The 22,471-nt window shown below is 62.3% G+C and carries 19 protein-coding genes and 1 other RNA gene; 12 read left to right on the forward strand and 8 right to left on the reverse strand.

Annotated features, from left to right (window positions below):
* Window positions 1-34 precede the first annotated feature (34 nt).
* The 8 genes from H3H36_RS08440 to ompA all read right to left on the reverse strand — a co-directional run bounded on the left by H3H36_RS08440 (window position 35) and on the right by ompA (window position 7,519).
* The gene (locus tag H3H36_RS08440; protein WP_182216200.1) at window positions 35-1,012 is read right to left on the reverse strand and encodes a hypothetical protein; all 978 of its coding nucleotides are present in this window, start codon (window positions 1,010-1,012) and stop codon (window positions 35-37) included.
* 12 nt (window positions 1,013-1,024) lie between these two features.
* Window positions 1,025-2,284 carry a tyrosine-type recombinase/integrase gene (locus H3H36_RS08445; protein ID WP_182216202.1) on the reverse strand — a complete coding sequence of 420 codons (1,260 nt, stop codon included), beginning with the start codon at window positions 2,282-2,284 and terminating at the stop codon, window positions 1,025-1,027.
* A gap of 162 nt (window positions 2,285-2,446) precedes the next feature.
* Window positions 2,447-2,807: a transfer-messenger RNA gene (gene ssrA / locus H3H36_RS08450) on the reverse strand.
* A 49-nt stretch (window positions 2,808-2,856) separates the two neighbouring features.
* Window positions 2,857-3,891, reverse strand: a complete 1,035-nt coding sequence (locus H3H36_RS08455) for a hypothetical protein (protein WP_229219813.1) — start codon at window positions 3,889-3,891, stop codon at window positions 2,857-2,859.
* A 152-nt stretch (window positions 3,892-4,043) separates the two neighbouring features.
* On the reverse strand, window positions 4,044-5,054 hold the full coding sequence (locus H3H36_RS08460; RefSeq protein WP_229219814.1) for a hypothetical protein: 1,011 nt from the start codon (window positions 5,052-5,054) through the stop codon (window positions 4,044-4,046).
* Window positions 5,055-5,263: 209 nt separating this feature from the next.
* Entirely contained in the window at window positions 5,264-5,965 is a 702-nt protein-coding gene (locus H3H36_RS08465; RefSeq protein WP_182216204.1) for an HAD family hydrolase, read from the reverse strand.
* A gap of 34 nt (window positions 5,966-5,999) precedes the next feature.
* Window positions 6,000-6,695, reverse strand: a complete 696-nt coding sequence (gene ubiG, locus H3H36_RS08470) for a bifunctional 2-polyprenyl-6-hydroxyphenol methylase/3-demethylubiquinol 3-O-methyltransferase UbiG (RefSeq protein ID WP_182216206.1) — start codon at window positions 6,693-6,695, stop codon at window positions 6,000-6,002.
* Between the two features lie 113 nt (window positions 6,696-6,808).
* Entirely contained in the window at window positions 6,809-7,519 is a 711-nt protein-coding gene (gene ompA, locus H3H36_RS08475; RefSeq protein ID WP_182216208.1) for an outer membrane protein OmpA, read from the reverse strand.
* A gap of 488 nt (window positions 7,520-8,007) precedes the next feature.
* Here ompA and gyrA point away from each other — a divergent pair, with 488 nt between their 5' ends.
* The 12 genes from gyrA to H3H36_RS08535 all read left to right on the forward strand — a co-directional run bounded on the left by gyrA (window position 8,008) and on the right by H3H36_RS08535 (window position 22,466).
* Window positions 8,008-10,653, forward strand: a complete 2,646-nt coding sequence (gene gyrA, locus H3H36_RS08480; RefSeq protein WP_182216210.1) for a DNA gyrase subunit A — start codon at window positions 8,008-8,010, stop codon at window positions 10,651-10,653.
* Window positions 10,654-10,834: 181 nt separating this feature from the next.
* Complete coding sequence (serC, locus tag H3H36_RS08485; protein WP_182216212.1) at window positions 10,835-11,944, forward strand: 3-phosphoserine/phosphohydroxythreonine transaminase; 1,110 nt, start codon at window positions 10,835-10,837, stop codon at window positions 11,942-11,944.
* A gap of 53 nt (window positions 11,945-11,997) precedes the next feature.
* Entirely contained in the window at window positions 11,998-13,071 is a 1,074-nt protein-coding gene (pheA, locus tag H3H36_RS08490) for a prephenate dehydratase (RefSeq protein ID WP_182216214.1), read from the forward strand.
* A 20-nt stretch (window positions 13,072-13,091) separates the two neighbouring features.
* Window positions 13,092-14,201: a histidinol-phosphate transaminase gene (hisC, locus tag H3H36_RS08495; RefSeq protein ID WP_182216217.1), complete on the forward strand. Its 1,110-nt coding sequence runs from the start codon at window positions 13,092-13,094 to the stop codon at window positions 14,199-14,201.
* A gap of 4 nt (window positions 14,202-14,205) precedes the next feature.
* Entirely contained in the window at window positions 14,206-15,108 is a 903-nt protein-coding gene (locus H3H36_RS08500) for a prephenate dehydrogenase (RefSeq protein WP_182216219.1), read from the forward strand.
* A gap of 15 nt (window positions 15,109-15,123) precedes the next feature.
* Window positions 15,124-16,455 (forward strand): 3-phosphoshikimate 1-carboxyvinyltransferase, encoded by a 1,332-nt coding sequence (gene aroA, locus H3H36_RS08505; protein WP_182216222.1) that lies wholly within the window; start codon window positions 15,124-15,126, stop codon window positions 16,453-16,455.
* A 112-nt stretch (window positions 16,456-16,567) separates the two neighbouring features.
* Window positions 16,568-17,236 (forward strand): (d)CMP kinase, encoded by a 669-nt coding sequence (gene cmk, locus H3H36_RS08510; protein ID WP_182216224.1) that lies wholly within the window; start codon window positions 16,568-16,570, stop codon window positions 17,234-17,236.
* A gap of 176 nt (window positions 17,237-17,412) precedes the next feature.
* Window positions 17,413-19,092 (forward strand): 30S ribosomal protein S1, encoded by a 1,680-nt coding sequence (gene rpsA / locus H3H36_RS08515; RefSeq protein ID WP_182216227.1) that lies wholly within the window; start codon window positions 17,413-17,415, stop codon window positions 19,090-19,092.
* A gap of 11 nt (window positions 19,093-19,103) precedes the next feature.
* Window positions 19,104-19,409, forward strand: a complete 306-nt coding sequence (locus H3H36_RS08520; protein ID WP_107141261.1) for an integration host factor subunit beta — start codon at window positions 19,104-19,106, stop codon at window positions 19,407-19,409.
* Between the two features lie 125 nt (window positions 19,410-19,534).
* Window positions 19,535-19,840, forward strand: coding sequence for a LapA family protein (locus H3H36_RS08525; protein ID WP_182216229.1), 306 nt, complete (start codon window positions 19,535-19,537; stop codon window positions 19,838-19,840).
* Between the two features lie 45 nt (window positions 19,841-19,885).
* The gene (lapB, locus tag H3H36_RS08530; RefSeq protein ID WP_182216232.1) at window positions 19,886-21,061 is read left to right on the forward strand and encodes a lipopolysaccharide assembly protein LapB; all 1,176 of its coding nucleotides are present in this window, start codon (window positions 19,886-19,888) and stop codon (window positions 21,059-21,061) included.
* A gap of 37 nt (window positions 21,062-21,098) precedes the next feature.
* A complete protein-coding gene (locus tag H3H36_RS08535; RefSeq protein WP_182216235.1) occupies window positions 21,099-22,466 on the forward strand; it encodes a UDP-glucose dehydrogenase family protein in 1,368 nt (455 codons plus the stop codon).
* The last annotated feature ends 5 nt before the right edge of the window (window positions 22,467-22,471 follow it).

The raw sequence follows: 22,471 nt of genomic DNA on the forward strand, positions 1-22,471 counted from the left end.
TCCCAGACTAAATTTAGATAGGGCCTGAGTAAGTTTACTCGGGGAATTTTTTTGTAGTAGTGGGCCTACCAGCGATAGCCGCACTCAAATGTCCTTCTATTGTCTTTGTGGTTAGTGGAAACGAACCAGTCTCTGGATAAAATCGAGGTGCGACTAACTCCACTTCTTGAGTCAGTTTTGCTGCACTTATATTTCGCCCAAGCTTCTGAGTTAGGCAATATATTGCTGCTATCAAAATTGGCTCGCGCTTTGATGAGTGCCGATTTTGATAGTTGATATTTTCATGGTAACTTACTTCGTCGTCTTGCGAGTTTATCTTTTTGGCGTCATCTCCTTGCGGGGTGCCGTTAATAATTCTTATGATTTCCTCTTTTGAAACAAAAAGATTGTCAATCGTTATGGCCTGATCTCCAATGGTATTGGTTTCAGTTTTTTCGTTGATGTTCGGTTGAGCTTTATGCCAAGGAGAGTGATAGGATAGCTCTCTAAGTGCAATCTGGTTCTCGGTTAGTGTTGGTTCATCGACCTGCTTTAGGATGGTCGTTGATCCAACTTTTTCACCTTTTTCATTCTTTATTTCTAATTCAAACGGTTCCATTTCATCTAACGAAAACGCTTCAAAATCTGCTATTGCTGATCTTGCTTTGCTCGGAAGAAAGAAATAGTTTGGAGTCGCCTCTCCAGTGGCTTCTATGCTTGCTAAATCAAACTTAGATAAGATTACGCGGTCGGCCACAGTGAATTTGAAGCTAAATGGCTTTTCAAGTTCGGGGAAGGGAATTCCAGCTGAGCCTATAGGCCACTCAAACATGGAACCTGATAAAACTGGTGCCATTATCTCCATTTTTCCAAGAGATCCCAAATGTACGATGTCATCTGCGGAGCATTTTAGGATTTCCGCCGCTTTTCCTATTTTGTAATATTTAGTATTGATTGAAATTAGGTCAGTCCCCAGCGGGTGAGGAATCGTCTGCCCAAGTGATGGGGCTGGTTGCTGCATGTTTTTCTTCATGTGCACTCTTGCTTATGCAGTTGCGGTTTTGTTCAGAGGGAGAATCTTCCCGCCAGCTTGGGCCTTGGCGAGCTGGCTTCCCCACCAGTTAAACAGTTCAATGCGCTGGGAGAAGCGTTCTCCTCTGTCATAGGCGCGCGCCACTTCGTCGTCGTGGGCGTGATCCAGCGCCAGCTCAACGACGTCACGTTCGAAGCCGTGATCACGTGCAAGGGTGGATAAGGCGCTGCGCCAGCCGTGCGGAGAATGCTTTCCCGCAAGATTGAGTGTGACCCGGTAGACCTTTTCTATTGACTCTCTGCCAATATGCTTTCCCCCTGCTGGAGAGGGAAAGACATATCCTTTTCTGCCGATCATTGCTTGCCAATCCCGTAGCTCTCCTGCGATTTCTGCACAGAGAGGGATTCGGTGGTCGATGTCGCGATTAGTGACTTTCATTTTTGCCCGTGGGATCGTCCATACCGGTTGATCGCCCTCAAGCTTGAACTCGCTCCACTCAGCGTTGACGACATTGCCGATTCGGGACGCGGTAAATGCACAGAGGCGATGCGCCAAATGGACTGCGGGGGACAGGCGGGCAAGCTGTGCGCGGCGCAGTACATCGCCCAGCGCCACGTAATCCAGCAGGGCTGGCATACGCCCGCTGTCTTTCTTGCGCGGTAGGACTTCCCGCGCTGGTGCCGCCGGATTGTCGCGGCATAAGCCTTTGGCTTGGGAGTAGCGGAAGACGCCGTTGAGGTGTTGAAGGATGCGGGAAGCGGTTTCAAGGACATCCCGTTTGTGAACGTCTTGAATGGTGGTGGCTACCATCGCTGGCGTAATGCTGGCGATGGGAAGCTTGCCGAGGGAAGGGTAAATGTCACGCTCGAATGCGCGTGAAGACTTGGTGTGATGTCCGGCGCTCCATTCCTTTTTCTTCATGGTTAGCCATTCTTCAGCGACGGCCTGGAATGTGTTGTCGGTGCTGGCGGCGTGCGCGGCCCGGTTTACTCGGCGATGGGTAACGGGATCTTTGCCTTCAAGTAGCAGCGATTTGACTTCGCCTAGTTCGACGCGGGCGGCGGCCAATGGGACCAGGGGGTATGGGCCGACCGAATAGAGCTTTTCCTTGCCGTCCAGCCGGTACTTGATGCGCCACGTAATACCCCCAGCAGGGGTAACGAAGAGGTGCAAGCCGCCGCCGTCGGCCAGCTTTTTGCCGCGTTCTGCCTTGGCAGCAAAGGCTTTAACCGCCTTATCTGTAAGCTTGCCGCCTCCGATACCCCCAGCCATGTTTTTTCTCCTGGTTCACTTTGTGACGATACCCCCGTCGATACCCCCATTATTATTGGATGGCATTGGATTTGGCAAGACTGGCTAGGAGTGCCTCTCAGAGGGAGAGACAAAGAAAAACGCCGTCACTTGGACGGCGTTGGAAGGTATTGCAATGTTCGGTGGTGGAGACGGCGGGAATCGAACCCGCGTCCGCAAGCACTCTACAGACAGTTCTACATACTTAGCGCTGCCAATTAATTTAACCTGTACGGCGCGGACGCGCACGCTACGGACAGGCGAGTCACCTATTATTTAGTGTTTTGCCAAGTGACCCGGCAAGACACGATTCCCTGTAAATGACTCCATGACTTTTAACGGTCCGCCCCAGGGAAGAAGCGTTTAGGAGCTAACAGCCCTTAGGCTGCCAGTGCGTACGAGTTATCGTTTGCAGTTAAGTTTTTTCTGGGTGTATTTACGAGGTAACCAGCCCTCGGTATGCCCTGCGCTGCTTTGCAACCCACGTCGAAACCAGGTCGTCCCCACAGAAACTCCATTCTAACGCAATTTCCAGCGCGCCGCACGAACCTTCATCATGACCCTTTGCGCTCGGGCGGCAGGATGGTCAAGGCGATCTCGCCATTGATGAGATGACAACGCATGCGGTGGCTGCGCGACACGGGCACGTAGTCCGACATCAGGTCGTAATAGCGGTCGCCCTCGGACTCCGGCGAGGTCAGGTCGATGTTGACGTCGTTCACATTGTTGGCGGCCTGCACTTCCACCATGCGGGCGCGCCGCACGGCCAGTTCGTGGTCCTTGCGCCCGCGCATCACGTCGCCTTCGAAATACTTGATCACGGCGCATTCGACCAGGTCCATCCTGTCTTTCAGCAGGATGTCGGCCGCCACGGCGTTCTGGTTGGCCGGCAGCAGCGCGGGGTCGCCTTGCGCCGAATCGATCTCGAAATTGAGGCGCTGCACCAGCAGCAGGGTGTCGCTGTGCTCGCTGTTGTTCTGCTGGATCTTTTGCAGCGCCGTCAAGCGTCCCTTGGCCAGCCGGCCCGAGGTGTCCTTGGTCTGGCCCACGTAATGCACGCGGCTCACGTATTTGAGGCCGTGGTCATGGTGTTGCAGCACGTCGTGGATGGACATGGCTTCCACCAGGCCACCCCAGTTGAGGATCAGGAAACGGTCCTGCACCGTCACCACCGGCTTTTTCATGGTGGCGGCGAACGGCACTTCCAGTTCCAGCGTGACGCTGTCGCGCTTTTGCTCGGCGCCCACCAGCAGCGGCACGGTCAGCTTGAGCGAGAAGAAACCCCAGCTGGGGCTGCGGTTGGTGTCGAAGCGCACCAGCGGCCGGCTCACCACCAGGTACAGCAGCCGCTTTTCCATCGTCGCTTCCAGGTCGAACTGCATGCGGCGCAGGTAGCGGCCCACCGGGTCGCGGATGTCCGGCACGGCCGGGAAGCCGGCCACCAGGTCGTACCAGTGGAACTTGGCGTCCGACACGGTGACGTTCCAGTTTTGTACGGCCACCGTGCGCTGCGGTACGTTGGGCAGCAAGTCTTCGTACGGTTCGGGAATATCCTCGATCGGCTCGGGATCTGGATAATCGCTGGTCATGGTGCGGCGTGCTCCTGGGCTGGGGAAAAACTAGACCCAGTATAGTACGCCATTTTTCACATTGCCATGAAGCAAGTGAGAATCGGTGGGAATGTGTCGAAATTGTAATTTTCCGTCGCCGCGCCGCCACAGCGGCGGCCCGTCACCGCCCGTCAGGCAGTCGGGGGCTGTGGCAGTTTGGCGACGCTGACGCAGCCATCGGCCAGCTTGCAGCGGAACAGGTGGCGGCGGGCCACGGCCACGTGCTCGGAAGCGAGGTAGCGGTAGCTGCCGCCTGCTTCCAGTTCCACCGCGACTTCCAGCGTATCGAGTTCCCAGGCTTGCTGGACTTCCTGCAGACGGTTGCGGCGGCGTTCCTTTTCCTCGCCGTAGCGGCCGGCCGGCGTGGGGCCTTCGAAGTAGCAGATCAGCGCCGCCTCCAGCACGTCCATGCGGATGCGGGCCAGCGCGGCGGCCACGTCCGGGATCTGGTTCCCGGCCAGGTCGGCCGGGTCGCCATCCGGGCTGCTGGCCGTGATTTCCGGTTGCAGCACCAGCACCAGTGTGTCGCTGTGCTCGCTGTGCTGCTGGCGCAGCCGCTGCACGGCGGGCAGGCGGCCCTTGGCCAGGCGGCCTTCCGGGTCCAGCGTCTGGCCCACGTGGAGCACCTGGCTGGCGAGCTTGCGGTCATGGACGTATTGCATCAGCAGGTCGTGCACGGACAGCACTTCGATCACGCCGCCCCAGTTCAGGTTGAGGAAGTTCTCTGTCAGGATCACGCTGGGTTTCTTGACGGTGGCGCCGAACGGCGGCTTCAGTTCCACCGTCACGCTGTCGCGCGTGGCGTGGGCGCCGGACAGCAATGGCACCGTCAGTTTCAGGGAGAAAAAGCCCCACTGGGTGGCGCGCGAGGGGTCGTAGCGCATGCGTGGTCGCGTCACCACGCAGTACAGCAGGGGCCGTTCATTGGCCGCTTCCAGGTCGAACTGCATGCGCCGCAGGTAGCGCCCGATCGGTTCGCGGAAGTCGGGCTTGTCTGGGAAGCCGGCCAGCAGGTCGTACCAGTGGAATTTGCCATCCGTGATGCGCACTTGCCAGCGCTGGGGGCCGCTGCCGGCGACCTGGCCGGTGGCGGGCATGACAGGTGGCTGCGGGGCTGGGGCAACCAGGTCGGGCTGATGCATGATGCATGCTCCTGAAAGGAAACAGAATTCGGGTGACTGCTTCTCTTTCCAGCCGGACGCGGGTGTTGGGCGTTGCCTTGTAGGGAAAAATAATTCCGTCAGTCAACTTTGGATTGTACGGAGTTCGCTCGTCTATACAAGAAACTTCGCATACTTTCATTGTGGAGCACTGCCTCGAAAAGCGCTTGCGCTGGCGCAAGCGTCTTCGTTCAGGCGGCCAGGGCGGGGGCGGCGGCCAGCGTTTGCTGCAGCAAATTCAACAGGGCGTGCGGCGTGTCGAGCAGGTAGTCGGCCGGCCAGCTTTGGGGTTCGGTGGCGCCGCAGTAACCCCAGCCGCAGGCGATGGTCAGCATGGCGGCCGCCTGGCCGGCCTGGATGTCGCGCAGGTCGTCGCCCACGTACCAGCATTGTTCCGGCGCCAGGCCCAGGCGGGAAGCCGCTTCCAGCAGCGGCGCGGGGTGGGGCTTGGCGTGCGGCGTGGTGTCGCCCGAGACGACGCAGCCGGCCTGGCCCAGACCGATCAGGGGCACCAGCGGATCCGTGAAACGGGCCGGCTTGTTGGTGACGATGCCCCACGCGAGGCCGGCTTCGGTGATGCCGTCCAACAGTTCCCGCACGCCGGGAAACAAGGTGCTGTGTACGGCGATGGCGGCTTCATAATTGTCGAAGAAGCCTTCCCGCAGCACGGCGAAGCCTTCGTCGTGCGGTTGCAGCCCGAAGGCGGCGCCTATCATGCCGCGCGCGCCGGCCGAGGCCGTGGGACGCAGCAGTTCGTAGGCGGTCGGCGCCAGCCCGCGCTCGTGGCGCAGCAGGTTGACGGCGGCGGCCAGGTCGGGGGCGGTGTCGGCCAGCGTGCCGTCCAGGTCGAACAGGATGGCGCGCGGGGCGCTGCGGGGTAGGGCCAGGCTCATGGTGGACGGGAACGGAGGATGTTACAAAAGGCGGTTACAGGGAACGGCTGGTGGCCATCAGGTAATTGACGCTGGTGTCGTCGTTGAGCGAGTAAATCTTGCTCAGCGGATTGTAGCCCATGCCTTTCAAGCCCTGCACGTCCAGCCCGGCGCTGCGCACGTACTGCGACAGTTCGGCCGGCGTGATGAACTTGGCGTAGTCATGGGTACCCTTGGGCAGCATGCGCAGCAGGTATTCGGCGCCGATCACGGCGAACAAATAGGACTTGGGGTTGCGGTTCAGGGTGGAGAAGAACACCTGGCCGCCCGGTTTGACCAGGGTGGCGGCCGCGCGCACGATGGCGCCCGGATCGGGCACGTGTTCCAGCATTTCCATGCAGGTCACCACGTCGTACTGGCCGGCTTCCTGGGCCGCCATGTCCTCGGCCGCGATCAGCTTGTAGCGCACCTGCACGCCCGACTCCAGGCTGTGCAGATCGGCCACCTTGAGCGCCTTTTCCGACAGGTCGATACCCGTCACGTGGGCGCCCTTGCGGGCCATGGATTCGGCTAGGATGCCGCCGCCGCAGCCGATGTCGATCACGCGCTTGCCCGCCAGCGGGGCGCGCGCGTTGATCCATTCCAGGCGCAGCGGATTGATTTCGTGCAGGGGGCGGAACTCGGACGTGGGGTCCCACCAGCGGTGGGCCAGGTCACTGAATTTTTGCAGTTCTAAAGGATCGGCGTTCATGGGCAGCTTCGTTGGAGCAATACGGGGATTTTACAGCATGGACGTAAAAAAACCCCGCCGCGGCGGGGTTCAGGTGGGCGTCCGCGGCAGGCCGCGGACGTCAGGCAGCGCAATTACTTGCTGGTGCCAACCACTTCGATTTCCACGCGACGGTTCTTGGCGCGGCCGGCTGCGGTCTTGTTGTCCGCCACTGGTTGCTTCTCGCCTTTACCTTCGGTGTAGACGCGGTTCGCTTCCACGCCTTTCGAGATGATGTAGGCCTTGACGGCTTCAGCGCGGCGGATCGACAGCTTCTGGTTGTAGGCATCGGTACCCACGGAGTCGGTGTGGCCGACGGCGATGATCACTTCCAGGTTGATGCCGCCCAGCTTGGAGGTCAGGTCGTCCAGCTTGGCTTTGCCTTCTGGCTTCAGCACGGCCTTGTCGAAGTCGAAGAAGGCGTCAGCGGCGAAGCTCACCTTCTGCGCGGTCGGCACAGGGGCGGGTGCTGGGGCTGGAGCAGGTGCTGGAGCCGGTGCCGGCGCAACAGGTGCTGGTGGCGGTGGGGCCACGCACTTGCCGTTTTCCAGTTTCTCTGGCTCGACGCAGATTGGCAGGTCGCAACCTGGCACGGCGTCAGCCGGGGTCCAGTAGCCGGTACGCCAGCACAGGCCGAAAGGATCACGGGCGATCACACCGCGTGCGTCCTGGACATAGGCGCTCTTCGGCGTAGCGGCCTGGATGTCCTGGGTCACGGGCGCGAAAGGTGGGGTGGTGGGGGTCTGGGCGATCGCCGAGCCAGCAAAGGCGGCCGACACAGCCAGGATCGACATAAGTTTCTTCATATTTTTCTTCCTTTCGGGGGTGATTTCCGCGTAAAAACTGCGCGATGAGTTAATGCGTGGCCCGAATTCTACCACGCGGGGCGCGCGCGCCTGTTTTTCGCTTGCGATTCAAGCAATTGACTTCTCGTCCATTTTGCCACAGCCGGTTTCAGCACGCTTTTTGGCGCAATTCAAACCTTTTCCGATTCCGACCAAAATGTTGTTTTGTTGCAACACTGGCGGCAATAATAATTGAGATTTATGTCATAGCCATGACATTTTGTGCTTGATCCTTGCGTTGGTGCAAGAGCGTGCGATCAAGCGGCGCTGGCGCCGGGCGGGCCCGTCCGCGCCGGAATTGCGCTGACGGGTAGGCGCCCATGTTAAAATCGTACGCTTGTCTGTTCCCACCGCGCTCCTACAGGACGCTGCCGGGGCGGCAGGCAGCACGCGCGGTAAAATTGCTTAAAAGATAAGTCAACCATAGTCAAAGATCGAACGACCCGCCAATGGATCAATTCGCAAAAGAAACAATCCCAATTTCCCTCGAAGAAGAGATGCGCAAGAGCTACCTCGATTACGCCATGAGCGTGATCGTGGGCCGCGCCTTGCCGGACGTGCGCGACGGCCTCAAGCCGGTGCACCGCCGGGTCTTGTACGCGATGCACGAAATGAACAACGTGTGGAACCGGCCTTACGTCAAATGCGCCCGCGTGGTGGGCGACACGATGGGTAAGTACCACCCGCACGGCGACGCTTCCATCTACGACACGCTGGTGCGCATGGCGCAGGACTTTTCGATGCGCTACATGCTGGTCGATGGCCAGGGTAACTTCGGTTCGGTCGACGGCGACAGCGCGGCGGCCATGCGTTACACCGAGTGCCGCCTGGACAAGATCGCCGGCGAAATCCTGGCCGACATCGACAAGGACACGGTTGACTTCCAGCCCAACTACGACGGCAAGGAAAAGGAACCGACCGTCCTGCCGACCAAGATCCCCAACCTGCTGATCAACGGTTCGTCCGGTATCGCGGTGGGCATGGCCACCAACATCCCGCCGCACAACCTGACGGAAGTGATCGACGGCGCGCTGTACGTGCTGAACAACCCGGACTGCACCATCGATGAGCTGATCGAGATCATCCCCGCGCCCGACTTCCCCACGGCCGGCATCATCTACGGCGTGTCGGGCGTGCGCGACGGCTACCGCACGGGCCGCGGCCGCGTCGTCATGCGCGCCAAGACCCACTACGAGGAATACGGCAAGGATGGCGGCCGCACCGCCATCATCGTCGACGAGCTGCCCTACCAGGTCAACAAGAAGTCGCTGCTGGAACGCATCGCCGAGAACGTGCGCGACAAGAAGCTCGAAGGCATTTCCGACATCCGCGACGAATCCGACAAGTCGGGCATGCGCGTGGTGATCGAGCTGAAACGGGGCGAAGTGCCGGAAGTGGTGCTCAACAACCTGTACAAGCAGACCCAGTTGCAGGACACCTTCGGCATGAACATGGTGGCCCTGGTGGATGGCCAGCCGCGCCTGCTGAACCTCAAGCAGATGCTGCAATGCTTCCTGTCGCACCGGCGCGAAGTGGTCACCCGCCGCACCGTGTTCGAGCTGCGCAAGGCGCGCGAACGGGGCCACGTGCTGGAAGGCCTGGCCGTGGCGCTGGCCAACATCGACGAATTCATCGCCATCATCAAGGCCGCCCCGACGCCGCCGCTGGCCAAGACGGAATTGATGGCGCGCGCCTGGGATTCGTCGCTGGTGCGCGAGATGCTGGCCCGCACGGGCGAGGGCGACACGGTGGGCGGCATCGACGCCTTCCGTCCCGAACACCTGCCCAAGCACTACGGCATGCAGGTCGATGGCCTGTACAAGCTGTCGGACGAGCAGGCCCAGGAAATCCTGCAGATGCGCCTGCAACGCCTGACGGGCCTGGAGCAGGACAAGATCGTCAACGAATACCGCGACGTGATGGCCGAAATCGCCGACCTGCTCGACATCCTGGCCAAGCCGGCCCGCGTGACCACCATCATCACCGACGAGATGACGCTGGCCAAGAACGAATACGGCGCCGGCAACAAGGACGTGCGCCGCTCGACCATCGAGCACAACGCCACCGACCTCGGTACGGAAGACCTGATCACGCCGCAGGACATGGTGGTCACGCTGTCGCACACGGGCTACATGAAGGCCCAGCCGATCTCCGAATACCGCGCCCAGAAGCGCGGCGGGCGCGGCAAGCAGGCCATGGCGACCAAAGAGGAAGACTGGATCGACCAGCTGTTCATCGCCAACACGCACGACTACATCCTGTGCTTCTCCAACCGTGGCCGCATGTACTGGCTCAAGGTGTGGGAAGTGCCGCAAGGCTCGCGCAACTCGCGCGGCAAGCCTATCGTCAACATGTTCCCGCTGGCCGACAACGAGAAGATCACCGTCATCCTGCCGCTGTCGGGCGATAACCGGACCTTCCCGGAAGACCACTACGTGTTCATGGCCACCAGCCTGGGCACCGTGAAGAAGACGCCGCTGAAGGACTTCAGCAACCCGCGCAAGGCCGGCATCATCGCCGTCGACCTGGACGAGGGCGACTTCCTGATCGGCGCCGCGCTGACGGACGGCGCGCACGACGTGATGCTGTTCTCGGACGCCGGCAAGGCCGTGCGCTTCGACGAGAACGACGTGCGTCCGATGGGCCGCAACGCGCGCGGCGTGCGCGGCATGAACCTGGAGGAAAGCCAGACCGTGATCGCGCTGCTGGTGGCCGAGAACGAGGAGCAGTCGGTGCTGACGGCCACCGAGAACGGCTACGGCAAGCGTACCCCGATCACCGAGTACACCCGCCACGGCCGCGGCACCAAGGGCATGATCGCGATCCAGACCTCCGAGCGTAACGGCAAGGTGGTGGCGGCGACCCTGGTCGATTCGTCCGACGAGATCATGCTGATCACCACGGGCGGTGTGCTGATCCGCACCCGCGTGTCGGAGATCCGCGAGATGGGCCGCGCCACCCAAGGCGTGACCCTGATCGCGGTGGAGGACGGCACCCGCCTGTCCGGCCTGCAGCGCGTGGTCGAGACCGACATCGACGAGGTGGAACTGGAACCGGGTCCGGATGCCAAGCCGGAGGATGCTCAGCCTGAATAAGGCCGGCGGATAGGTGTGTCCCGGTGCAGGCTTGGCCGGGGCGGACGGGGTCGGTGTTCGTTGCGCGGTTTAATGCGACAATAACACTGACCCCGTTTTGTTTTGTGATGGCGCGCCGCTCGCCGTGCGCGCTGTTTCAGTTTTTTCCAGAATTCGCAGTTTTTGACCCAAGGACCGTAACGTGACTCACATCTACAACTTCTCCGCCGGCCCCGCCGTGCTGCCGAAGGAAGTGCTGGCGCAAGCCGCCGCCGAAATGCTGGACTGGCATGGCAGCGGCATGTCCGTCATGGAGATGAGCCACCGCGGGCCGGAATTCATGTCGATCTACAAGGCGGCCGAGCGCGACCTGCGCGAGCTGCTGGCAGTGCCGGATAACTACAAGATCCTGTTCCTGCAAGGCGGCGGCCTGTCCCAGAACGCCATCGTTCCCATGAACCTGGTCGGCCATAAGCCGCAACCAGCCACGATCGACTTCGTCCATACCGGCTCGTGGTCAGGCAAATCGATCAAGGAGGCGGCCAAGTACGCCACCGTCAACGTGGCTGCCTCGTCGCAGGCCGGCGGATTCAACCGCGTGCCGCCGCAGTCCGAGTGGAAGCTCACGCCCGGCGCGGCCTACCTGCACATCTGCACCAACGAGACCATCGACGGCGTGGAATTCGATTTCGACCATGGGTCGCCCCAGCCCTTGACGGGCGACTGCGCCGATACGCTGCTGGTGGCCGACATGTCGTCGCACATCCTGTCGCGCCAGATCGACGTGTCGAAATACGGCCTGATCTTCGCCGGCGCCCAGAAGAACATCGGCCCGGCTGGCGTGACCATCGTCATCGTGCGCGAAGACCTGCTGGGCAAGGCGCTGCCAATCTGCCCGTCCGCGTTCGACTTCAAGCTGGTGGCCGACAACGAATCCATGTACAACACGCCGCCCACCTACGGCATCTACATCGCCGGCCTGGTGTTCCAGTGGCTGAAGCAGCAGGGCGGCGTGGCCGAGATGGAAAAACGCGCCAAGGCCAAGGCGGCGCTGCTGTATGGCGCGCTGGACGCCGACGATTTCTACCTCAACCGCGTGGCGCCTGAAAACCGCTCACGCATGAACGTCCCGTTCTTCCTGAAGGACGAGAGCAAGAACGAAGCTTTCCTGGCCGGCGCAAAAGCGCGCGGCCTGCTGCAACTGAAGGGCCACAAGTCCGTCGGCGGTATGCGCGCATCGATCTACAACGCGATGCCAATCGAGGGTGTGCAAGCCCTGGTCGATTACCTGAACGAGTTCGCGGGCCGCTGAAGACCAGCGCGCCGCATCTCGCGACTATGACTCTTTTTGGCACTGATGCAGACATGACAGACAAACTTAAACCGCTGCGCGAACAGATCGACGCCATCGACGCGCAGATCCTCGACCTGCTCAACCGCCGCGCCAGGGTGGCGCAGGAAGTGGGCCACGTGAAGGCCGAAACCAAGGCGCCCGTGTTCCGCCCCGAGCGCGAGGCGCAGGTGCTGCGCGGCGTGGCCGAGCGCAATCCCGGCCCCATGGGCAACCATGAAGTGCAGACCATCTTCCGCGAGATCATGTCGGCCTGCCGCGCGCTGGAAAAGCGCGTCACGGTGGCCTTCCTGGGGCCGTCCGGCACCTTCAGCGAGCAGGCCGTGTACCAGCAGTTCGGCAGCGCCGTGGAAGGCTTGCCATGCGCCTCGATCGACGAAGTGTTCCGCGCCACGGAAGCCGGCACGGCCGACTTTGGCGTGGTGCCGGTCGAGAATTCGTCCGAGGGCGCCATCAACCGCACGCTGGACCTGATGCTGCAAACGAGTTTGATCATCAGCGGTGAAGTATCGATCGCCGTGCACCACAGCCTGATGACCAAGACCGGTAACATGGATGGCGTGCAAACCATCTGCGCCCATTCGCAGGCGCTGGCCCAGTGCCAGGTGTGGCTCAACCTGAACTATCCCAACATCGAGCGGCGCGCCGTGGCGTCCAACGCGGAAGCGGCGCGCATGGCCAGCGACGACGCCACCATCGCCGCCATCGCCAGCGAAATGGCGGGCGAGCAGTACAAGCTGGGCGTGGTCAAGGGCCATATCCAGGATGATCCGCACAACCGTACCCGCTTCGCTATCATTGGCCACCTGCAGACCAACCCGTCGGGCAAGGACCAGACTTCGATCGTGCTGGCCGTGCCCAACAAGGCCGGCGCCGTGTACCAGCTGCTGGCGCCATTGGCCAAGCATGGCGTGTCGATGACGCGCTTCGAGTCGCGTCCGGCGCGCGTGGGCACGTGGGAGTATTATTTCTATGTCGATATCGAAGGCCATGTCCACAACGACGCCGTCGCCAAGGCGCTGGCGGAGTTGAAGGATAACGCGGCCTTCTTCAAGGTGCTGGGTTCCTACCCGGTCAGTCTTTCCTAACCCTTACATTGAAGAGCAAAATGTCCAAGAATTACGGTCCAGAATACGTTCGCGCCATCGCCCCCTACCAGGCTGGCAAGCCGATTGCGGAAGTGGCGCGCGAGTTCGGTCTTGACGAGGCGAACATCGTCAAGCTGGCCTCCAACGAAAATCCGTTCGGCGTGCCGGAATCGGCCAAGCAGGCCATGACGGCGGCGGCGACGGAACTGGGCCGTTATCCGGACGCCAATGGCTTCGATTTGAAGGCGGCGCTGTCCAAGCGCTACGATGTGCCGGCCGACTGGATCACGCTGGGCAACGGCAGCAACGACATCCTGGAAATCGCCGCCCACGCCTTCGTCGAGCGCGGCCAGTCCGTGGTGTACTCGCAGTACTCGTTCGCCGTGTACGCGCTGGCCACCCAGGGCATCGGCGCGCGCCACATCGTGGTGCCGGCCAGGAACTACGGCCATGACCTGCAAGCCATGCTGGCCGCCATCGAGGACGACACCCGGCTGGTGTTCATCGCCAACCCGAACAACCCCACCGGCACCTTCCTGCCGGCCGCCGAGATCGAAGCCTTCCTGGCCAAGGTGCCGCCGCACGTGGTGGTGGTGCTGGACGAAGCCTACAACGAATTCCTGGCGCCGGAAGACCAGTTCGAATCGGCCCTGTGGGTCAAGAAGTATCCCAACCTGCTGGTGTCGCGCACCTTCTCCAAGGCTTACGGCCTGGCCGGCCTGCGGGTCGGTTTCGCCATCGCCCAGCCGGCGCTGACGGATTTGATGAACCGTATCCGCCAGCCGTTCAACGTCAACTCCATGGCGCAGGCAGCGGCCATCGCCGCCCTCAACGACAAGGAGTTCCTGGCACAGAGCGCCGCCAACAACCGCGCCGGCTACCAGCAATTCGTGGAAGCGTTCGAGAAGATGGGCCTGGAATACGTGCCTTCGTACGGCAATTTCGTGCTGGTCAAGGTGGGCGAGGATGCCGGCGCCGGCGCGCGCGTCAACCTGGCCTTGCTCAAGCAGGGCGTGATCGTGCGCCCGGTGGGCAACTACGGCCTGCCGCAATGGCTGCGCATCTCGATCGGCCTGCCGCAGGAAAACGCGGTGCTGATCGCCGCGCTGACCAAGGCCCTGGCCGGATGACGCCGTGCTGAATAAAATCGTCATCTTCGGCGTCGGCCTGATCGGCGGCTCGTTCGCCCGCGCGCTCAAGCACGCGGGCGCGGTGCGCACCGTGGTGGGCATGGGCCGCTCGGCCGCCTCGCTGGCGCGCGCGCGCGAGCTGGGCATCATCGACGTGGTGGGCGGCGACATGGCCGAGGCCATGCGCGGCGCCGACCTGGTGCTGCTGGCCGCGCCGGTGGCCCAGACGGAAGCCATCCTGGGCGCGCTGGCGCCGCACCTGCAGCCGGGCACCGTGGTGACGGACGCCGGCAGCACCAAGAGCGACGTGGTGGCGGCCGCGCGCCGCGCGCTGGGCGCCAAGCTGGCCCAGTTCGTGCCCGGCCACCCGATCGCCGGGCGCGAGACGAATGGCCCGGACGCGGCCATCATCGACCTCTACATCGGCAAGAAAACCGTGCTCACGCCGCTGGACGAGAATGCGTCCGCCGACGTGGAGCGGGTGGCCGCGGCCTGGCAGGCCTGCGGCGCCATCATCCACCGGCTCACCCCGGAGGAGCATGACAAGGTGTTTGCCGCCGTCAGCCATTTGCCGCACCTGCTGGCATACGCGCTGGTGGACGACATCGCCAACAAACCGCATGCGGATTTACTGTTCCAATATGCCGCCAGCGGCTTCCGCGATTTCACAAGGATCGCCGGTTCGTCGCCTGAAATGTGGCGCGACATCAGCCTGGCCAATCAGGCCGCGCTGCTGGTCGAGCTGGACGCCTACATGGCGCAACTGACGGCGCTGCGCGCGCGCCTGGCCGCCGCCGATGGCGCGGCCATCGAGGCGGTGTACGCCAATGCGCAGCGCGCCCGCCGCCAGTGGATAGAAGCGATAGAGACGGCGGAAACGCCGCAACCGAAAGACAGCGCAGAATAGAAGGATAGCGACCGCATGACGCAGCAAACCCCATACCCGCACCACATCGACCTGCAACCAGTCGCCCATGCCGAAGGCGTGGTGCGCCTGCCCGGCTCGAAGAGCATCTCCAACCGCATCCTGTTGCTGGCCGCGCTGGCCCAGGGCGAAACCAGGGTGGTCGACCTGCTGGCCTCGGACGACACGGCCGTGATGCTGGACTCCCTGCACAAGCTGGGCGTGCAGTGGCACGAGCAGCCGCAGACGGACGGCCACACGGTGCACGTGGTGCCCGGCGCCGCCGGCGTGTTCCCGAATGCCTCGGCCGACCTGTTCATGGGTAACGCCGGCACCGCCATCCGCCCGCTGACGGCGGCGCTGGCCGTGATCGGCGGCGACTACACGCTGCATGGCGTGCCGCGCATGCACGAGCGCCCGATCGGCGACCTGGTGGACGCGCTCAACGCGGCCGGCACCGCCATCACCTGCACCGGCAATCCCGGCTACCCGCCGCTGCATATCGGCCGCGGCAAGATCCACGCCCAGCGCCTGTCCGTGCGCGGCAACGTGTCGAGCCAGTTCCTGACGGCGCTCTTGATGGTGGCGCCGCTGATGGCGCGCGAGCATGCCATTTCCATCGACGTGGTCGGCGAGCTGATCTCCAAGCCCTACATCGAAATCACGCTGAACCTGATGCGCCGCTTTGGGGTGACGGTGGCGCAGGACGGCTGGTCCTCGTTCACGGTGCAGCCGGGCCAGCAATACCAGAGCCCCGGCACCATCCACGTGGAAGGCGATGCCTCGTCGGCCTCCTACTTCCTGGCTGCCGGCGCGATTGCCGGCGGTCCGGTGCGGGTGGAAGGCGTGGGCCGCGACAGCATCCAGGGTGACGTGCGTTTCGTCGCCGCGCTGGAGCAGATGGGCGCCACCATCACCATGGGCGACAACTGGATCGAGGCGCGCTCGAACGGCGTGCTGAAAGCCATCGACGCCGACTTCAACCACATTCCCGACGCGGCCATGACGATCGCCATCGCGGCCCTGTACGCGGACGGCACCAGCACGCTGCGCAACATCGCCAGCTGGCGCGTGAAGGAGACGGACCGCATCGCCGCCATGGCCACGGAATTGCGCAAGCTGGGCGCCGTGGTGGAAGAGGGCGCCGACTACCTGCGCGTGACGCCGCCGGCCGTCATCACCGCGGCCACCATCGACACCTACGACGACCACCGCATGGCCATGTGCTTCTCGCTGGCCTCGCTGGACGGCGCCGCGCGCAAAGGCAACGCGATGCGCATCAACGACCCCAAATGCGTGGCCAAGACCTTCCCGGAATATTTCGCCGCGTTTGCAGCCATCGCCCGCTAACAAAATTGGGGACGTACCCCGGTTTTCCCGGTCAGCAATATCGGGGACGTAACACAGTTTTTCCGGCTGGAATTATCGTGTTACGTCCCCCATTTTTCACTACAGAATGCCTATGACAACTTCCCCTATCCCCGTCATCGCCATCGACGGCCCTACCGCATCCGGCAAGGGCACCGTCGCGCACCGTGTGGCCGATAAGCTCGGCTTCCATTACCTCGATTCGGGCGCCCTGTACCGGCTGACGGCGCTGTCGGCCCTGCGCCGCGGCACCTCGCTCACGGACGAGCACGCGCTGGCCAAGCTGGCCGAGCACCTGCCGTGCAGCTTCTCGGGCGGCGCCATCATCCTGGCCCACGAGAACGTGACGGACGCCATCCGCGCCGAGGAAGTGGGCAACACGGCTTCGCGCATCGCCGCCTTGCCAGCCGTGCGCCAGGCCCTGTACGGGCTGCAACTGGGTTTTCGCAAGACGCCGGGCCTGGTGGCCGACGGGCGCGACATGGGCACCGTGATCTTCCCGCACGCCCCGCTCAAGGTGTTTTTGACGGCCAGTGTGGCGGCCCGTGCCGAACGTCGATATAAGCAATTGATTGAGAAGGGAATTTCTGCTAATATGGAAGACCTTCTGATGGATTTGCAAGCGCGCGACGACCGGGATACGCACCGGGCCATCGCCCCGCTGGTGCCCGCGGAGGGCGCCCATGTGCTCGACACCTCGCAAATCACGGCCGATCAGGCCGTTGAGCAAGTGCTCAAGTGGTATGCGGCGGAAGTGAAATAATTGCAATGTTTGTTGTAAAGCAGCGTGCGCAGCGGTTTGTGCGGCGCTGCTGTTGGTGCTGGAAGCGGGCCTGTGCCGGCCTCCGGCGTGTCAAAACCTCAACCCAGTTTAAGTCGCATCGTGCGATCTCTGCTGGCTAACCTAGTGTGAACCCTATGTCTACTGCAACCACCGGTATGGAAAGTTTCGCAGCCCTCTTCGAAGAGTCGCTGTCCCGTCAAGATATGCGCTCCGGCGAAGTGATCTCCGCGGAAGTCGTGCGTCTGGACCACAACTTCGTGATCGTGAACGCTGGTCTGAAATCGGAAGCTTTCATCCCTGTTGAAGAATTCAAGAATGACCAAGGCGAACTGGAAGTCAAAGTAGGTGACTTCGTTTCCGTGGCCATCGAATCGCTGGAAAACGGTTTCGGCGATACCATCCTGTCGCGCGACAAGGCCAAGCGCCTGGCGTCGTGGCTGGCCCTGGAAAAAGCCATGGAGTCGGGCGAGATCGTCGTCGGCACCGTCAATGGCAAGGTCAAGGGCGGCCTGACCGTGCTGACCAACGGCATCCGCGCTTTCCTGCCCGGCTCGCTGGTCGACACCCGTCCTGTCAAGGACACCACCCCGTTCGAAGGCAAGACCCTGGAATTCAAGGTCATCAAGCTGGACCGCAAGCGTAACAACGTCGTGCTGTCGCGCCGCGCCGTGATCGAAGCTTCGATGGGCGAAGAGCGCCAGAAGCTGATGGAAACCCTGAAAGAAGGCACGGTTGTGACCGGCGTCGTGAAGAACATCACCGACTACGGCGCGTTCGTGGACCTGGGCGGCATCGACGGCCTGCTGCACATCACCGACCTGGCATGGCGTCGTGTGCGTCACCCATCGGAAGTGCTGACCGTGGGCCAGGAAATCACCGCCAAGGTTCTGAAGTACGATCAGGAAAAGAACCGCGTGTCCCTGGGCGTGAAGCAACTGGGCGACGATCCTTGGACCGGTCTGTCCCGTCGTTACCCACAAGGCACCCGCCTGTTCGGCAAAGTCACCAACCTGACCGACTACGGCGCGTTCGTGGAAGTGGAACAGGGCATCGAAGGTCTGGTGCACGTGTCCGAAATGGACTGGACCAACAAGAACGTCGCTCCTAACAAAGTTGTCCAGCTGGGCGACGAAGTGGAAGTCATGGTTCTGGAAATCGACGAAGAGCGTCGCCGTATTTCGCTGGGCATGAAGCAGTGCAAGGCGAACCCATGGGATGACTTCGGCGTGACCCACAAGAAGGGCGACAAGGTCCGTGGCGCCATCAAGTCGATCACCGACTTCGGCGTGTTCATCGGCCTGGCTGGCAACATCGACGGCCTGGTGCACCTGTCCGACCTGTCCTGGACCGAGTCCGGCGAAGAAGCCGTGCGCAAGTTCAAGAAGGGCGACGAGCTGGAAGCCATCGTGCTGGCCATCGACGTCGAGCGCGAGCGCGTTTCGCTGGGCGTGAAGCAGCTGGAAGGCGACCCGTTCAACAACTTCGCCGCCATGAACGACAAGGGTTCGCTGGTGTCGGGCACTGTGAAATCGGTTGAGCCCAAGGGCGCCGTGATCCAGCTGTCGGACGAAGTGGAAGGCTACCTGCGCGCTTCGGAAATCTCGCGTGACCGCGTGGAAGACGCTGGCACCCACCTGAAAGTGGGCGACACCGTGGAAGCCCTGGTGATCAACATCGACCGCAAGGCCCGCAGCATCCAACTGTCGATCAAGGCGAAAGACAGCGCGGAAACCGCGGAAGCCATGCAGAAGATGGCCGCTACCGACAACAACGCAGCTTCGGGCACCACCAGCCTGGGCGCGCTGCTGAAGGCCAAGCTCGACACCAAGAACTAAGAATTGCTTAGATGACCAAGTCCGAGTTGATCAACCGCCTGGCTGAGCGCTATTCTCAGCTGGTGGCCAAAGATGCGGAATATGCCGTCAAAACCATTCTCGATGCGATGACCACCGCCCTGGCGAGTGGCCAGCGCATCGAGATCCGCGGTTTTGGCAGCTTTGCCCTCAACAGCCGGCCACCGCGCATAGGACGCAATCCCAAGTCCGGCGACAAGGTGATGGTGCCCGAAAAACGGGTGCCCCACTTCAAGCCGGGCAAGCAGTTGCGCGAGCGGGTCGACGCGATGGTCGGGCAACCGATCATCGAGGACTGAAGCGTCTGAAGGATTCGATGTAAAAAAGCGGCGTCCCTGGATGCCGCTTTTTTTATCCATTTTGTCGTAACCGGATTCTGGTGCCATACTGTCGCTCTTTGAAATCCGGAACAGGAACCAGGCTAATGAAATTCATATCCACGATCATTGGATTCGTTCTTTTCGTCTTGTTTTTTGGTTTTGCCCTGAAAAATACCCAGGAAGTGGATCTGCACTTCTTCCTCAATTATGAATTGCGCGGCCCCCTGGTCCTGATGCTGCTCGGCTTCTTCGTGGCCGGCGCCGTCCTCGGCGTGCTGGCGCTCACCCCCACCGTGTTCCGCCACCGGCGCGAAACGAACAAACACAAAACCACCATCGCGACGCTGCAAACGACGGCGCAGCAGGCGAGCGCCCAGCCGCAGCCCGACAGCGTCAACACTCAGCAGTGATGTCATCCGCATCGCGTACCGACCAACGATCACACAACAACACGCATGGAATTTGAACTCTGGTGGTTACTGGGCATCCCCGTCTTCTTCGGATTGGGCTGGATCGCCGCGCGGGTCGATATCCGCCAACTGGTGTCCGAGTCGCGCAGCCTGCCGCGCGGCTATTTCAAGGGCCTGAACTTCCTGCTCAACGAGCAGCCGGACAAGGCCATCGACGCCTTCATCGAAATCGTCAAGCTGGACCCGGAAACGGCCGACATGCACTTCGCCCTCGGCAACCTGTTCCGCCGCCGCGGCGAGACGGAACGCGCCATCCGCGTGCACCAGAACCTGCTGTCGCGGCCCGACCTGCCGCAGGAGCAGCAGGTGCACGCCCGCTACGAGCTGGGCATGGATTACCTGAAGGCCGGCCTGCTGGACCGCGCCGAGGAAACCTTCAACCAGCTGCTCGACACGCAATACGCGGTGCAGGCGCGCCGCGCGCTGCTGGAGATCTTCCAGCGCGAGAAGGAGTGGCCGCGCGCCATCGAGGCGGCGCTGGGCCTGCAGGAAGCGGGCGCCGGTTCGCGCCAGAAGGAGATCGCCCAGTTCTACTGCGAGCTGGCGCAGGATGCGCTGGTGCACATGCACCCGGAAGACGCGCTGCCGCTGCTGGAAAAATCGCTGCAGGCCGACCGCACCAACGTGCGCGCCACGCTGTTGATCGGCGATGCCCAGCTGGCCCAGGGCGACGTGGAAGGTGCGCTCCTGACGTGGCGCCGCGTGGAGCAGCAAAGCGTGCCGCACGTGGCGCTGGTGGCGCAGCGCCTGATGGATGGCTACACCAAGGTGGGCCGGCCGCAGGAAGGCGTCAACCTGCTCAAGTCCTACCTGGAACAGGCTTCGTCGATCGATTTGATCGAAGTGGTGTTCAAGGCCGTGATCGAACTCGATGGCGTGGATGCGGCCAAGCAGTTGGTGAGCGCGGAACTGCGCCGCACGCCGACTCTGCTGGGCCTCGATAAACTGCTGGAAGCGCGCCTGATGGATGCACCGGCCGCGCTGTGGTCGGAATTGTCGATGGTGAAGAACCTGGTGCACGGCTACACCCAGAAGCTGGCGCGCTACCAGTGCAGCCATTGCGGCTTCAAGGCGCGCCAGTTCTACTGGCAGTGCCCAGGTTGCAGCCGGTGGGAGACTTACCCGCCGCGCCGCACCGAAGAATTGAATGTGATGAATTAACGGGGCCGGAGCCCATTTTAAGTAGGCGGAAACACATATGAAAATCACCATTATCGGCACCGGCTATGTTGGCCTGGTCACGGGCGCCTGCCTGGCGGAGCTGGGCAACGACGTCTTCTGCCTCGACGTCGACGAGCGCAAGATCAATCTGCTCAACAGCGGCGGCATCCCGATCCACGAACCGGGCCTGGAAGAAGTGGTGGCGCGCAACCGCGCCGCCGGCCGCCTGCAGTTCTCGACCGACGTGGCGGCTGCCGTGGCCCACGGCACACTGCAATTCATCGCCGTCGGCACCCCGCCCGACGAAGACGGCTCGGCCGACCTGCAATACGTGCTGGCCGCCGCCCGCAACATCGGCAAGCACATGACCGACTACAAGGTGGTGATCGACAAGTCCACCGTCCCCGTGGGTACGGCCGACCGCGTCAAGGCCGCCGTGCAGGCCGAGCTGGATGCGCGCGGCGTCGCCGTGCCGTTCTCCGTCGTCTCCAACCCCGAGTTCCTGAAAGAGGGCGCGGCGGTGGAAGACTTCATGCGTCCGGACCGCATCGTGATCGGCTGCGACGACACGCCCGAAGGCGAGCGCGCCCACGGCCTGATGAAAAAGCTCTACACGCCATTCAACCGCAACCACGAGCGCACCTTCTGGATGGACGTGCGTTCGGCCGAATTCACCAAGTACGCCGCCAATGCCATGCTGGCTACCCGCATCTCGTTCATGAACGAACTGGCCAACCTGGCCGACGAAGTGGGCGCCGACATCGAAGCCGTGCGCCACGGCATCGGCTCCGATCCCCGCATCGGCCACAGCTTCCTGTACGCGGGCGCCGGCTATGGCGGCTCGTGCTTCCCCAAAGACGTGCAGGCGCTGGAGCGCACGGCGCGCCAGTACGACCAGGACCTGCTGATCCTGCGCGCGGTGGAAGCGGTCAACGACAAACAGAAGCTGGTGCTGGGCAAAAAGGTCAACGCCCGCTTCGGCGACGATTTGAGTGGCAAGCACTTCGCCGTCTGGGGCCTGGCCTTCAAGCCCAACACGGACGACATGCGCGAAGCCCCAGCCCGCGTGCTGCTGCGTCAACTGCTCGACAGCGGCGCCACGGTGGCCGTGTACGACCCGGTGGCGATGGACGAAGCGCGCCGCGTGCTGGCGCTCGACTTCGACGCGGCCGAACTGGCCCGCATCCGTTTCGCCACCAGCCCGATGGACACGCTGACGGACGCTGACGCGCTGGTCATCGTCACGGAATGGAAGGCCTTCCGCAGCCCCGACTTCGACCGCATCAAGGCCAGCCTGAAGAACGCCGTCATCTTCGACGGCCGTAACCTGTTCGAACCGGAAGTGATGGCCGAAGCGGGCTTCGAGTACCACGGCATCGGCCGTTCCATCCACACCCGCGTGTAAGAGGT

It is taken from the genome of Rugamonas fusca, assembly GCF_014042365.1.
GTDB classification, from domain to species: Bacteria; Pseudomonadota; Gammaproteobacteria; order Burkholderiales; family Burkholderiaceae_D; genus Rugamonas; species Rugamonas fusca.

Coding starts and splice junctions, on each gene's coding strand:
- gyrA (WP_182216210.1), top strand. CDS start 8,008: ATGGATCAATTCGCAAAAGAAACAATCCCAATTTCCCTCGAAGAAGAG.
- rpsA (WP_182216227.1), top strand. CDS start 17,413: ATGGAAAGTTTCGCAGCCCTCTTCGAAGAGTCGCTGTCCCGTCAAGAT.
- lapB (WP_182216232.1), top strand. CDS start 19,886: ATGGAATTTGAACTCTGGTGGTTACTGGGCATCCCCGTCTTCTTCGGA.
- cmk (WP_182216224.1), top strand. CDS start 16,568: ATGACAACTTCCCCTATCCCCGTCATCGCCATCGACGGCCCTACCGCA.
- pheA (WP_182216214.1), top strand. CDS start 11,998: ATGACAGACAAACTTAAACCGCTGCGCGAACAGATCGACGCCATCGAC.
- ubiG (WP_182216206.1), bottom strand. CDS start 6,695: ATGAACGCCGATCCTTTAGAACTGCAAAAATTCAGTGACCTGGCCCAC.
- ompA (WP_182216208.1), bottom strand. CDS start 7,519: ATGAAGAAACTTATGTCGATCCTGGCTGTGTCGGCCGCCTTTGCTGGC.
- aroA (WP_182216222.1), top strand. CDS start 15,124: ATGACGCAGCAAACCCCATACCCGCACCACATCGACCTGCAACCAGTC.
- H3H36_RS08465 (WP_182216204.1), bottom strand. CDS start 5,965: ATGAGCCTGGCCCTACCCCGCAGCGCCCCGCGCGCCATCCTGTTCGAC.
- H3H36_RS08535 (WP_182216235.1), top strand. CDS start 21,099: ATGAAAATCACCATTATCGGCACCGGCTATGTTGGCCTGGTCACGGGC.
- H3H36_RS08520 (WP_107141261.1), top strand. CDS start 19,104: ATGACCAAGTCCGAGTTGATCAACCGCCTGGCTGAGCGCTATTCTCAG.
- hisC (WP_182216217.1), top strand. CDS start 13,092: ATGTCCAAGAATTACGGTCCAGAATACGTTCGCGCCATCGCCCCCTAC.
- H3H36_RS08525 (WP_182216229.1), top strand. CDS start 19,535: ATGAAATTCATATCCACGATCATTGGATTCGTTCTTTTCGTCTTGTTT.
- H3H36_RS08440 (WP_182216200.1), bottom strand. CDS start 1,012: ATGAAGAAAAACATGCAGCAACCAGCCCCATCACTTGGGCAGACGATT.
- H3H36_RS08460 (WP_229219814.1), bottom strand. CDS start 5,054: ATGCATCAGCCCGACCTGGTTGCCCCAGCCCCGCAGCCACCTGTCATG.
- H3H36_RS08455 (WP_229219813.1), bottom strand. CDS start 3,891: ATGACCAGCGATTATCCAGATCCCGAGCCGATCGAGGATATTCCCGAA.
- H3H36_RS08445 (WP_182216202.1), bottom strand. CDS start 2,284: ATGGCTGGGGGTATCGGAGGCGGCAAGCTTACAGATAAGGCGGTTAAA.